Below are 12,749 nucleotides of genomic sequence, written 5' to 3'. Positions count from 1 at the left end.
CCCGGATAAGATCTCTGTAATACCCAGTCCCGCAATCTAACTGGATGATCCGTCATTCCGAGGTAAGCGGAGCCTTCCACACCAACTTCGTTCCGCCGCTCTCAGCGTCGGACAGAGTGAAGATCCCGCCCGCCGACTCCGCGCGCCGGGCGAGGTTACGTAGACCACTGCTTCGTCTGTTGTCCGCTGGAATCCCCTTGCCGTTGTCGGTGACCATGATCGTCAGGTCATCACCGACCGCGACGCTCACCGTGATCTCCGCGGCGCCCGAGTGCCGGACCGCATTGCTCAAGGCCTCGGTGACCACCGCTTCGGCGTTGGCGGCAAGGTCGGGGCTGAGAATGCTCAGTGGGCCGCTGAGGCTCAACGAAGCGGCGACGTCCCGGTTGTTGGTCAACTGCTCGAACACGTTGTGAATCCGCGCGGCCAATCCACCACTCGAATCGACCGGATGCTGCAGATTGAAGATGGTCGACCGGATCTCGGTGATGACGGCCTGCAGCTCATCGATCGACCGCGACAGCCGCTGGGCCATCTCGGGATCTCGGGTCCGGGCGATCACCCCCTGCAGATCCAGCCCGACCGCGAACACCCGCTGGATCACCTGGTCATGGAGGTCATGCGCAATGCGCTCCCGTTCGGTGAGCAGAGCGAGCTCGGCTGTATAACGCCGGGCCCGGGCAATCGTCAGCGCGATAGCTGCGTGGCCGGCGAAATCCCGCACCAGGTCAAGATCTTTGGCGCTGAAGCGTGGAGCGTTGACGTTCCGTGCGACGACAAGCACCCCGAGGCTGTGTCCATCAGCCCATAACGGCACGACGATCGCCGGGCGTTCACCGATGTCGGTGAACGACTGGATCGGTTTGCGGAACGTCTCGGTGATCACCGGCTCGCCGGAACGAAACACCGAGCCGCTGGTCGATCCGTCGACCGCAACCCGCTGGCCGAGAACATCGTCGGAATATCGACCAACCGCCGCTGACACCACGAGCGTGTCCACCTCGTCGTCAGGAAGATCAGCATCGTCGGGAAAGAGCACGATGGCCTGCTCCGCCTGGGTGAGTTCGCATGCCCGCGCCGCGATGAGCTGCAACGGCCTGAGGATAGGCTGCCCATCGGACAACACGGCTGCCGTGATCTCCCGACTCGCGCTGGTCCACAAGGCCGCTATCCGGGTGGCGTCGAACAGCTGGGCGTTGTCGATGGCGACCGCGGCCACCGACGCCAATGCGCGCCCGGTCACCTCGTCCGACTCGCTGAACGTGCGCCCGGGCCGATCGTCCGCGACGTACAGACTGCCGAACGCCTTGTCGTCGCGAATACGGATCGGAATACCCAGGAACGCGCGCATCGGCGGGTGCCCGTCGGGGAACCCCGCCGAGGCCGAATGTTGGGTCAGATCGTCGAGCCGTAACAGATCGGTCCGTTCCCGCAGCGCACCGAGGAGTCCCTTGCCGACCGGAAGATGACCGATCCGATCAACGGTGCGCTCATCTATGCCGTCATGGACGAACGAGGTCAGCATGCCGTCGGGACCCCACACGCCGATGGCGCCGTAGCGCGCCCGGGTCAAGGTCAGCGCCGCACTGATGATTCTGTGCAGCGTCGGCTCCAGCTCGAGATCAGAGCTGATCTCGATCGCCAGTTGCAGCAGCAGTCCCATCTGGTCGCGGTCGGCGGCCAGCTCGTCGAGCTGATCATGAATCCGGCGCACATCCCCCGTGCGTTCCCGGCCGAACTGCGCCCCAGGCCTATTTTCGCTGATCAAACCCGTCCCTGCGCTTCCCGACGTGCATCTCCCGCATTGTGACAGTCCGATCTTGCTTGGGAAAGGGTGAGCGCCCACCACTTTGCGCAAAATGCCCACACCGACGCCGACGAGGCCACCGGCAAAATCGTTGCTGAAAATATCTGAGCAACGCCGAGAAGGGGGGCCGACGCAGTCGATCGCAGTCGTCGGCCGGTTAGACCGTTGCCCGACAAGCGATCTGATCGTTCGCCCGTCGGCGGGCATGAGAGCTTGAAGTCCCAGCCGGCCGGGTCGTTCGTCGATGCCGATCGCCCACATCGAGGTCGACCGACCCTACCGCGCCGGGACTTCCCGCCGCAGAGTTGAACCATGACAGCGATTGCTCGCCTGGGCGCAACTGCCGCAATCCTCCTCGCGGCCAGACAATTCTTCCGGAACTGGGGCACCACGAAAGCCGAGTGTGCGATGCCGCTGCCGGGCGACAGCCTGGTCGGTCAACCTGCGGTGGTGACGACCGAAGGGATCACGATCGACAGGCCGCCGGAGGCGGTGTGGCCGTGGCTCGTCCAGATCGGTCTTGACCGCGCTGGTCTGTACGCCTACGAAACGCTGCACACCCTGGCCGGGTTGGACTACCAGGACGCCGATCGGATCCACCCCGAATGGCAGCACCTCGCCGTGGGAGACACCGTCCGTCTGGCGCCCCGGGGATGGCTGGGCCTGGACGACGGCATCGTGGTGACGGTCGTTGAGATCCAGGAGGGGCGATCGATCGTATTACGGACAGGAGGCGGCGATAGCTTCTGGGATGCGGTGTGGTCGCTGAACGTGGCGGGGCACGGCGACGACGGCACCCGACTGCTGATCCGCACCCGGGTGCCGTTGCGACGGCCCGGAGCCGTAGTAGGCGCCGAACTCATCGCGCCGCCAAAGGCCTTCGTGACGCGGGCCATCCTGCGGGGGGTGAAACATCGTGCGGAGAGTGAGCCCGCCCTGCCTGGTGATCCACCGTGACGGCCTCACCAGGAACCCGCAAGTTCAGCGGTCGGCGTCGGACTTGGTCAGCGCGCGATCTGCGGTGTTGAGCAGACTGCGGTGAAATTTGTACTGGGCAGAAACGAGGTCGTCGGCCAAATCCAGTGCAGCTTGCACGATCTTGTCGCGTAGCGGCTGAACGGATTCTGGGATTGCATCGTCCACCGCGTCACGGAACTTCCGCAACGCTTGTCCGGCCGCGTGCTGTCCCGCTTTGGCCGACTCATGCAACTCTTCGGTGAGATCAGCGCCGGGTGAATCAACGGTGGCCTGTTTCCCGGTTTCGGTCATGACACGAACTCCTTGCTTATTAGGATTGTGAGACAACACTATTGCGAGCAACCGGAGCCCGTACCGGCCAAAAGTCCCCTGCACCGGTGCAATAGTCCACGATCGCTCGCCTACTTCACCGTGACCTGAAGAAAGTCGTCGATACCGAAACGGTGGAAGGCCCGCCCGTGTCGCGGCGACAGCTTCGGTGCGGCCGAGGCCGCGTCGATGATCTCCGGAGTGATGACGTCATAGGTCCGGCCGCCGGAGGTGATCGTTGCCCGGCCCGCCGCGAGCACGTTGCGCAGCCAGTCGACGCCCGTGCCGTAGGGCAGCGGAATGATGAATCCATCCGCCACCGGATTGGCCACCACCGGGGTGACATAGCTCTTGCCCGTGGCCCGCCCAGTATGTCGAATAGCGCTGGCATACCAGTGTTTACGACCCGCCAGGTGTAACATTGCCGGGTTCAGCACGTGTTTGTTGAACATGCGCACCCCGTCACGGAGCGAGGGTTGTCGTGTCACGGGTGCCTCCCCAGAGGGCTAGCCGAGAGCTTTGGCCGCCGCGGACAACTGCGCGACCGCCTGCTCGATACCGCGCGCCAGCTCGTCGACGTCAGGAGCCGCGTCGTAGTCGGCGATGATGCCGAACACCAGACTGTCCGCATAGCTGAGAATGGCGATGCCGGTGCGAAGTTGGAGCGCAATGGGCGGAATCGGGAGCACACTGAGGACTTTTCGACCCAAGATCTTCGATCGTTGGCGCGGTCCAGGGACATTCGTGGCGACCGTCACGACTCCGCGTTGCGGCAATCGGGTCAGTGCCCGGACCGCCCACGCCGTCACAGGGAACGGCAGAGAGCTGATTGCCGAGACGAAGGCACTGCCGGCCTGACGCTGACCGCTACCCTTCGCACTCGTCAGGCGGGCATGCACCTCACGGAGCTGTTCGACCACATCGTCTTTCTCGACGGGGAGACGCGGAAGCATGATCGACACCCTGTTGTCGATCATCTCGCGCGCGTCGTTGGAGCGGATCGACACCGGCACCAGCGTCCGCAACGAGTTTTGTCGTGGCTGTTCGCCCCGTCGAACCAGCGCTGCCCGGAAACTGTCGGTGATCGCGGTCAGCGCAACATCGTTCACGGTGACGCCGAATTCATGGCAGATCGCCGTCACCTCGTCGAGGCTCACCCGCGCAGCACTGTAGCCGCGCATCTTGCGAAGGGGACCGGCCAGCGACGAGGGGCTGGCCGGGCGTAGCAAGCCACCGGTGATCTCGATGACGCCCTCGACAGCCAACGATGCCGCGTTCGTCACGCCGACAGCGGTCTGCCACAAGCCCGATGCCCAATCCAGCGGATTCAGACTGACTCCTACGAATCGACCACGGTGATCTGTCGAGTCCTTGGCGGCGCGAATCTCGGTAGCGAACGTCTCGCCTTCCCCGTCGTCACTGAGCCCGGCGAACAGATGCATGGTCGCGATGCCGTCTGCGATGCAGTGGTGGATCTTCATCAAGACCGCCCACCGGCCGTCGGCCAGGCCCTCGATGATCCAGCACTCCCACAGCGGCCGGTCGCGATCCAGGCGGCGCTCCATCACGTCGGCGGCGAACCTGTACAGAGACTGGTCGTCCCCCGGATGGGGCAGTGCCGCGCGGTGAATGTGATGGGAGAGATCGAAATTGGGGTCTTCCACCCATTCCGGGGGCTCGAGGTCGAGAAAGTGCGTATGTACGACCTGCGTGAACCGAGGAACGCTGAGAATCCGTTCGGCGACGCTGTGCGCCAGGGACGCGAAGTCCGGCATCGGTCCTTCGATGACCGAGATACCGCCGACCGCCAAGCTCACGTGCCGATCTGAGTCCTCGGCCTCGAGGAATCCGGCATCCAAGGTGGTCAGTTGTTCCACCACCATCACAATCCGCCCACCACAGCGGACCGGCAAGGGCACAAGGTCCCGGCCGTCGATGCCCAATGATCCCTATCAGGTCACTACGGCCCGAATCACTATGGATCAATGACGCGCAAGCGGTGGCTGATGATGGAACCGTCGGAGGACGGTGACACAGCGCCGTTTCACACCCGGCTGGCCGCCGCAGGCCGACACCTGCCCACCACCCACCTCACAACCGACGAGTTGATGTCGACCACGCGCCACCAGACGCACATCGATCTGGAACGGCTGACCGGGATCCATGAGCGCCGGGTGTCAGTGGGCGACGAGGACTCCTACACGCTCGCCACCGCGGCGGCACTGGATTGCCTGGCCAAGGCCCAGCGGCCGGCAGAGTCGATCGACGCCGTCATCAGCTGCAGCATCACCAAGTTTCGCGATGGTCTCACCCAGTGGCTGGAGCCGACCATGAGCAGTGCGGTGGCGGCGGGGATCGGCGCCCCGACGGCGATGACCTTCGACGTCTCCAATGCCTGCGCGGGAATGCTCACCGGAGTCACGATCGCGAACAACTGGATCAGACAGGGCATCATCGAGCGTGCACTGGTGGTCAGCGGCGAGTACATCTCGCAGCTCGGCCAGAATGCGGCTCGTCATATCCGGTCGATCATGAGCAAGGAGTTGGCGTGCCTGACGCTCGGCGACGCCGGCGCGGCGCTTCTACTCGAGCGTGCGCCGGCCGGCTCGGCCGGCATCAGCCTGGCCGGCTTCACCACCGTGGCCGACTACAGCCGACTGTGCCTGGCGTATCCCAAGGGACCCGATCCGGGTGGGCGAATGTTCACCGATGCGCGCGGCATCCATCGGGCCGCGATGTCGGACACCCCACTGCTGTTGCACGAGGTGCTCGACACGGTCGGCATCTCGATACACGACATCGATCACGTGATCACCCACCAGACGTCGGCCCGCGCGATACGCAAGGGAATGGCCAAGATCGCCGACGACTTCGGTGACAGTCCCCGCCACGACGCCGTGATCACCGTCGACCGATACGGCAACACCGCATCGACCACCCACACCGTGGCTCTCGTCGAGGAACTCGAAGCGAATCGCATTCGCCCCGGCGAGACCATAGCGCTGATCGCGCTGGCGTCCGGACTGGAAATCGGCGTGGTCATGCTGACACTCGACGACGAGGTGGTGGATCACTATGGGCACCGTGATTGAACAGGTCGCCGTGGGCAGGAGCCGGTGGCGTCACCGGCACAGCGCCCTGCACCTCGCGGTCAGCACCGCACAGGATTGCCTGCGGATGGCGGGCCGAGAACCGCACGACGTGGACCTTCTGATCAACGCGGGCATCTACCGCGACCGAAATCTCGGCGAGCCGGCACTCGCGGCGTTGATCCAGGAGGACGTCGGCGCCAATCCCGAAGATCCGCATACGGGCACGCACGGCACATTCTCCTTCGACGTCGCCAATGGTGCGTGCGGTGTCCTCACCGCGTTGCAGATCGTCGACGGCTTCCTCACGTCGAGGACCATCGACTGCGCGATGGTTGTGGCCAGCGACGCCGACCCGGGCCATGGCATGAGCGAACACTTCCCGTTCTCCCCCACCGGCGCGGCACTGCTGTGCAGCCGGACCGGCGACGATGACGGAATCGAACAGGTACACTGGGCGAGAATCCCCGACGGTGGTGAAACATTCAGTGCCACAGTGGGTCTCGTCGACTACAAGAACATTCTGCGCTTTCGGCACTCCACGGCACGCGACGATCGCTTCGCCGCTGCCGCCGCCGACGCCGCTGCGCGCTGCCTACGCGCGTCCGAACGCACAATCGCCGACGTCGACGCGATAGTCGCCGCACCGGCGTGGCCGGGATACCGCGCGGCGCTGGCCGACATGCTGGGGGTGCCGGCTCAGCGCATCGTCGTCGCCGACGACGATGCCATGCACACCGCGTCGCTGGCGGCGGCTCTCGACCGCGCAACCCACGAGCTCGACGGCGGCAGTCTGGCGATCCTGATCGCGGCAGGTGCCGGAATCACCGCCGGCGCAGCCCTTTATCGGATACCGCGGTGAGGTGGGTGGTGGGTATCGTCGCCTGGCACAGCCGAACGCGAGTGAGGACCTTTGACGCTCGACTGAGGACCCAAGACCATGCGCCCGGCTGCCGTCGGACGCGCACGATTACCCCATGACCAACGCGGTGATCGACGCCGCCGGGTTGACCGAACTCGTGTCCGCGTTGATCGACCGCGGCTACCGGGTGGTCGGCCCCACGGTGTCGGAGAACGCGATCGTGCTGGCCGAGCTGACCTCGGCCGGCGAGCTACCCGTGGGCTGGGGCGTCGACGTGGCACCCGGGAGTTATCGGCTGCGCCGCCGCGACGACGACTCAGCCTTCGGCCATTCGGCGGGGCCACAGTCGTGGAAGCAGTTCCTGCACCCGCCGCGGCAGCAATTGTGGTCGTCCGACGGCACCGAACCCGAGGACCCAGCACGGTATGCCTTTCTCGGGGTTCGGGCCTGCGACCTCGCGGCGATCGCGATCCTCAACGGAGTGTTGGGCAAGGGCAGCCATCCGGACGAGGGATTCGTGGGGCGGCTCGGACGCGTCTTCGTGGTGGCCGTCAACTGCACTGAACCCGGCGGCCTCTGCTTTTGCGCATCCATGGGAACAGGACCCGAGGTAGGGCCGGGGTACGACCTCGCACTCACCGAACGCGTCGACGACGACGGCCGTCGCTACCTCGTCGACGTCGGCAGTGCCGACGGCGCGGAGATCCTCGCGGCGCTCCCCCACCGAGACGCCGCACCGGATGAGATCGATTCGGCCAGAGCCGAAGTCGCCGAGGCGGCGCACCGCATGGGCCGGCAGATGCCCGAGACGGATCTACGTGACCTTCTGATCGCCTCTCGTGAGTCCCCCCATTGGGACGAGGTCGCCAGTCGGTGTCTGACCTGTGGCAATTGCACCATGGCGTGTCCCACCTGCTTCTGCACCAGCGTCACGGACACCACCGACCTCACCGGGGAGCATGCCGAACGTTGGACGAGCTGGGCGTCGTGCTTCGAATTCGACTTCACGTTCGTCCACGAGGGCAGCGTGCGGCAATCCGGACCGTCGCGATACCGACATTGGATCTCACACAAACTGGGGACCTGGCACGACCAGTTCGGCAGCAGCGGCTGTGTGGGCTGCGGACGGTGCATCGCCTGGTGTCCGACGGGAATCGACATCACCCAAGAAATGCACACCCTGGCTCAGGAGCGCGATGGCGACGACTGACACACCAGCCTTCCCCACATCGCCGCGCGCGATGAGCCCGGTCCCGTACCGCGTGCGCCGCCGGGTATCCGAGAACCGCGATTCATCGACGGTGGAGCTGGAACCGGTGGGCAGGCCGCTACCAGCGCCGCTGCCGGGCCAATTCATGATGATGTACGCGTTCGGGATCGGCGAGATCGCCATCTCCGTCAGCGGACTCACCACCGGCACCGACGCCACCATCACCCATACGATCCGGTCGGTGGGCGCGGTGAGCCGCGCGCTGCACGACGCGCAGCCCGGCGCGGTGATCGGGATCCGCGGTCCGTTCGGCACGGATTGGGGCCTGCGGGCCGCGGCCGGACGCGACCTGGTCATCGTGGCCGGCGGCGTCGGCCTGGCCCCGCTGCGACCCGTCGTGCTCGGGATCCTCGCCGACCGGGACGCCTACGGCACGGTCACCCTGATCGCGGGCGCCCGGTCCCGCGACGACTTGTTGTTCGGTGACGAGTTGCGGCAGTGGTCCGACAGCGACGCGATCGATGTGCATCTGACCGTCGACGTGCCGGTGCAGGGGTGGTCGGGTGAGATCGGCTTCGTCACCGAACCGCTGCGCAGATTGCCGCTGCGGGCCCAGAACACCACCGCCTTCCTCTGCGGCCCCGAAGTGATGATGCACAACTGCGCCATCGAGCTGATCCGAAAGGGACTGCCCGCCAGCGCTATCCGAGTATCCCTCGAGCGCAACATGCAATGCGGGATCGGCTGGTGCGGCCACTGCCAGTTGGGCCCGTTGCTGTTGTGCCGGGACGGACCGGTCGTCGGATATGACGCCGCCCAGCCCTTACTCGCAGTGAAGGAGTTGTAGATGAGCGGACCTCCCTCACTGGCGGTGTGGAAGTTCGCTTCCTGCGACGGCTGCCAGCTGACGTTGCTGGACTGCGAGGACGAACTGCTCACCCTCGCCGGGCAGGTGCGCATCGCAACCTTTCTGGAAGCCTCCAGCGAGATCATCCCCGGGCCCTACGACGTGTCACTCGTCGAAGGGTCGATCACCACCGCCGCAGACGAGCGACGTATCCGGGAGATTCGCGATCAGTCCCATATCCTCGTCACGATCGGCGCCTGCGCCACCGCAGGCGGCATCCAGGCGCTGCGCAACTTCGCCGACATCGACGAATTCGCCTCGGTCGTCTACGCAAAGCCCGAGTACGTCGACACCCTCGCAACATCCACCCCGGCGTCCGCGCACGTGCAGGTCGACTACCAGTTGCAGGGCTGCCCGATCGACCGCAATCAGCTCCTCGACACGCTCGCAGCGCTGCTGGTGGGACGTGAACCGCGGTTGCCCGCCAAGACAGTGTGCACCGAATGCAAACTGCGGGGCGTCACGTGTGTCGCAGTGGCCGAGGGCATTCCATGCCTCGGTCCCGTGACCCATGCCGGCTGCGGCGCACTGTGCCCGGCGCATCACCGCGGCTGCTACGGCTGTTTCGGGCCCGCCTCGACACCCAACACCGCGGCCCTGATCCCACTGCTGAACCGCGACGGAATGTCGGAAGCAGGCGTGGAGCGCGTCTTCTCGACATTCAACGTCACCCGATTCGCCGCCGAACGGAATGACGGATGACTGCTGAGACACGCACTCTGTCGGTGGGCGCCTTGACCCGTGTCGAAGGCGAAGGCGCACTGCATGTCACGTTGGTCGACGGCGCCGTGGACAGCGTCGAGCTCAACATCTACGAGGCGCCGCGCTTCTTCGAAGCCTTCCTGCGGGGCCGGGCCTACACCGAGCCGCCGGACCTCACCGCACGGGTGTGCGGCATCTGCCCGGTCGCCTACCAGGTGAGTGCGTGCAACGCGATCGAAAACGCCTGCGGGATAACGATCGATCCCGAACTCACCGCCCTGCGCCGGCTGATGTACTGCGGCGAATGGATACACAGTCACGCCTTGCACATCTTTCTGCTGCATGCCCCCGATTTCCTGGGGTATCCGGACGCCATCAGCATGGCCAAGGATCATCCCGACCTCGTCAATCGCGGTCTGGCGATAAAGAAGACCGGCAACCGGCTGATGGAAGTGGTCGGCGGGCGCGCAATTCACCCCATCAACGTCCGGTTGGGTGGCTTCTATTCGGTCCCGCGCGCGCGCGACCTCGAACCACTGACCGAGATGTTGCGGCGCTCGCTCGACGACGCCTTGGACACCGTGCGGGCGCTCGCCGACCTCGAGTTTCCCGATGTCGAGTTCGACCACGAATTTCTTTCACTGTCCGACGGTGACCGCTATCCCATCGAGAACGGCGTCATCGCGCGCAGCGACGGTCCGGCATTCGCCGTCGCCGACTTCAGTGCCCACGTCGTCGAAGCGCAGGTCGAGCATTCCACCGCCCTGCAAGCGACATTGGACGGCAACCGGTACCTGACCGGTCCACTGGCACGGTATTCGCTCAACTCGACGACGCTCTCCCCCGTCGCCCACGAGGCTGCCGCCGCCGCAGGGCTGGGCCCGGTGTGTCGAAATCCGTTTCGCAGCATCGTGGTTCGCGCCGTCGAGGTGGTCTACGCCATCGAAGAGTCACTGCGGATCATCGCCGAATATGAGCGACCGCCGAGGCCGTTCGTCGACGTGCCGGTACGCGCGGGCATTGGGCACGGGGTCAGCGAGGCCCCGCGAGGGCTGCTGTATCACCGTTATGAGATCGGCGGTGACGGACTGGTCCGCGCGGCGACACTGGTGCCGCCGACCTCGCAGAACCAGGGTGCGATCGAGCACGAGATGGCCGAGCTCGTGGCCGCGAACCTGTCACTGGACGACGCCTCATTGACGTCGTTGTGCGAGAAGTCCATTCGCAATCATGACCCGTGCATCTCGTGTTCGGCACACTTCCTGACGCTGAACATCAATCGGGCATGACGGGCAGCGCTCTCGTCATCGGCATCGGCAACGACTTTCGGTCCGACGACGGGGTCGGCCTCGCGGTCGCAGCCGAAGTCGCCAGCCGGCGTCCACCGGGCGTCGAGGTGCTCTCGGCGGTGTCCGATCCCGGACAGATCCTCGACGCGTGGGCGGATGTGCCGCTGGTCGTCGTCGTCGACGCAGCCAGCGGACCCGACGCCGTCGCCGGAAGGATTCGGCACTGGATTCCCGGCGACGACCACCAGCCCATGGTGGTGAGCTCGCATTCACTTGGGCTGCCGGAGATCTACGCGCTGGGCCAGGCGCTTGGCCGACTTCCTCGGCGGTTGGTGGTGCTCACCGTCGAGATCGAGGACGTCAGTCATGGGGTCGGGCTCTCACCGCCCGTCGCCGACGCTGTACCCGCGGCCGTCGAGGCCGTTCTCGCCGAAGTCGGTCGTCAGCCCTGAATCGGCGCGTGGCGCAGCAACGCGCCCACGCCATCAGTCAGTCGCAGATGGTCTGGAGCACAGACGAGGTCGGCGCCGATTGCCAGCGCCGCGTATGGGAGCGCCTCGTCGGCTCGCAGGGTCTGGGTCGGCGCGATACCGAAGTCGGACAGCGTCTCGGGATCTGAACCCAGAAGCGTCAGATCATCGCCGGCAAGCACTGTTTCGTCATGCATCTGTCCGATGATCAGCGTGGCGACCGAACGATCGCGCAGTGCCGCGGTCACCGCCGCGAGCCCGGCCACCGCGAGACCTGATCCACGCCCGACTTCGGCATCGTACTGTTCCAGGATCCTGCCGCTGTGGATGCTGCGCCTGTTGTTCAACTCGTGGGCGACGGCCACGCGGACAACACGGTCCACCCCGGTCTGGCGAGACCCGACTCCTGGTTGGACGACACGGTCGGCAACCCGATGCGGAAGCTCGGACACCAGTTCGGCCCGCACGCGGTCCTGGCCGATGAGAACGATAAAGTCCAGCGAGTGGTCGTCCATCGCCACGGTGAGCCGCTCGGCGACCGCGCGGAGGTTCTTGCGCACCTCCTCCTCCACCCGATGTTGCGAATCTCCCCACGCGTTCAAGCCCGCCGAGGCCGCCTTGTGGACCGGAAAACCCTCCCCCACGACGGTCTCCGAGAAGGTCGACTTTCCCTGGTAGCGCGTGAGATCGGCGCCGACCTGATCGACGACGACGACCAGATAAGGCCCCGAGACCGATCCGTTCTCGACGAGCGGAACGACGTAGGGAAGCTCCGAGGCCCGGATGACCGGGGTGACAGGCGGCACGACGAGGTGTTCGTCGACCGCCACCCCGTCCGGGCCGACGATCAGCGCGCGCCCACTCCGATGCTCAGTTGCCGGCCGCTCGTTCATCGCTCGGGTGACCGACGCGATGAGTGCCTGCGGCGCGCCCTGTTGCTCCAACTCACGCGCGACGTCCCGCTCGAGCACCCCGAGGCGCTCGGCCGCATCCTGCGTGTCATGGGAGTCGTCGTAGTACACCGAGGCGACCGGGCCTCGGGTGGCAAGAAGTTTATGTGCCAGAGGTGAATACGTGGCTGCGCTCGTCATCGGTGATCTCCTTCCGATCTGTGCCCCACGATCCG

The 12,749-nt window shown here is 65.6% G+C and carries 13 protein-coding genes; 8 read left to right on the top strand and 5 right to left on the bottom strand.

Annotated elements, in window-relative coordinates; translation table 11 throughout:
• Positions 1-52: 52 nt before the first annotated feature.
• On the bottom strand, positions 53-1,663 hold the full coding sequence (locus tag CRM90_RS08910; RefSeq protein WP_102806762.1) for a GAF domain-containing sensor histidine kinase: 1,611 nt from the start codon (positions 1,661-1,663) through the stop codon (positions 53-55).
• A gap of 456 nt (positions 1,664-2,119) precedes the next feature.
• On the opposite strand from CRM90_RS08910, the gene CRM90_RS08905 reads away from it, so the two are divergent.
• Entirely contained in the window at positions 2,120-2,764 is a 645-nt protein-coding gene (locus CRM90_RS08905) for an SRPBCC family protein (RefSeq protein ID WP_102806629.1), read from the top strand.
• 24 nt (positions 2,765-2,788) lie between these two features.
• Here CRM90_RS08905 and CRM90_RS08900 read toward each other — a convergent pair whose 3' ends face one another.
• From CRM90_RS08900 to CRM90_RS08890, 3 genes are all read right to left on the bottom strand, one after another.
• The gene (locus CRM90_RS08900) at positions 2,789-3,076 is read right to left on the bottom strand and encodes a hypothetical protein (RefSeq protein ID WP_102806628.1); all 288 of its coding nucleotides are present in this window, start codon (positions 3,074-3,076) and stop codon (positions 2,789-2,791) included.
• Positions 3,077-3,186: 110 nt separating this feature from the next.
• On the bottom strand, positions 3,187-3,546 hold the full coding sequence (locus CRM90_RS08895) for a PNPOx family protein (RefSeq protein WP_102806627.1): 360 nt from the start codon (positions 3,544-3,546) through the stop codon (positions 3,187-3,189).
• Between the two features lie 54 nt (positions 3,547-3,600).
• Positions 3,601-4,971: a WS/DGAT/MGAT family O-acyltransferase gene (locus CRM90_RS08890; RefSeq protein WP_199189825.1), complete on the bottom strand. Its 1,371-nt coding sequence runs from the start codon at positions 4,969-4,971 to the stop codon at positions 3,601-3,603.
• A gap of 108 nt (positions 4,972-5,079) precedes the next feature.
• On the opposite strand from CRM90_RS08890, the gene CRM90_RS08885 reads away from it, so the two are divergent.
• From CRM90_RS08885 to CRM90_RS08855, 7 genes are all read left to right on the top strand, one after another.
• A complete protein-coding gene (locus tag CRM90_RS08885; RefSeq protein WP_102806625.1) occupies positions 5,080-6,186 on the top strand; it encodes a 3-oxoacyl-ACP synthase III family protein in 1,107 nt (368 codons plus the stop codon).
• Positions 6,170-7,045, top strand: coding sequence for a 3-oxoacyl-[acyl-carrier-protein] synthase III C-terminal domain-containing protein (locus CRM90_RS08880; protein ID WP_102806624.1), 876 nt, complete (start codon positions 6,170-6,172; stop codon positions 7,043-7,045). Before CRM90_RS08885 ends, CRM90_RS08880 begins: the two co-directional genes overlap by 17 nt.
• A gap of 115 nt (positions 7,046-7,160) precedes the next feature.
• Positions 7,161-8,255, top strand: coding sequence for a 4Fe-4S dicluster domain-containing protein (locus CRM90_RS08875; protein ID WP_199189824.1), 1,095 nt, complete (start codon positions 7,161-7,163; stop codon positions 8,253-8,255).
• A complete protein-coding gene (locus CRM90_RS08870) occupies positions 8,242-9,102 on the top strand; it encodes an FAD/NAD(P)-binding protein (protein WP_233209233.1) in 861 nt (286 codons plus the stop codon). The genes CRM90_RS08875 and CRM90_RS08870 overlap by 14 nt, the downstream gene beginning before the upstream one ends.
• The gene (locus CRM90_RS08865; RefSeq protein ID WP_102806622.1) at positions 9,103-9,864 is read left to right on the top strand and encodes an NADH-quinone oxidoreductase subunit B family protein; all 762 of its coding nucleotides are present in this window, start codon (positions 9,103-9,105) and stop codon (positions 9,862-9,864) included.
• The gene (locus CRM90_RS08860) at positions 9,861-11,153 is read left to right on the top strand and encodes a Ni/Fe hydrogenase subunit alpha (RefSeq protein WP_102806621.1); all 1,293 of its coding nucleotides are present in this window, start codon (positions 9,861-9,863) and stop codon (positions 11,151-11,153) included. The genes CRM90_RS08865 and CRM90_RS08860 overlap by 4 nt, the downstream gene beginning before the upstream one ends.
• Complete coding sequence (locus tag CRM90_RS08855; RefSeq protein WP_102806620.1) at positions 11,150-11,605, top strand: hydrogenase maturation protease; 456 nt, start codon at positions 11,150-11,152, stop codon at positions 11,603-11,605. The genes CRM90_RS08860 and CRM90_RS08855 overlap by 4 nt, the downstream gene beginning before the upstream one ends.
• On the opposite strand, the gene CRM90_RS08850 is transcribed toward CRM90_RS08855, so the two are convergent.
• A complete protein-coding gene (locus CRM90_RS08850; RefSeq protein ID WP_142391345.1) occupies positions 11,596-12,714 on the bottom strand; it encodes an Rv2629 family ribosome hibernation factor in 1,119 nt (372 codons plus the stop codon). The two genes, CRM90_RS08855 and CRM90_RS08850, sit on opposite strands and share 10 nt — an antisense overlap.
• Positions 12,715-12,749: the final 35 nt, after the last annotated feature.

The sequence above is a fragment of the Mycobacterium sp. ENV421 genome (assembly GCF_002887815.1).
Taxonomy (GTDB): Bacteria; Actinomycetota; Actinomycetes; order Mycobacteriales; family Mycobacteriaceae; genus Mycobacterium.
The sequence above is the reverse complement of the archived record's forward strand: the minus strand, read 5'-3'. Positions and strand labels throughout refer to the sequence as shown.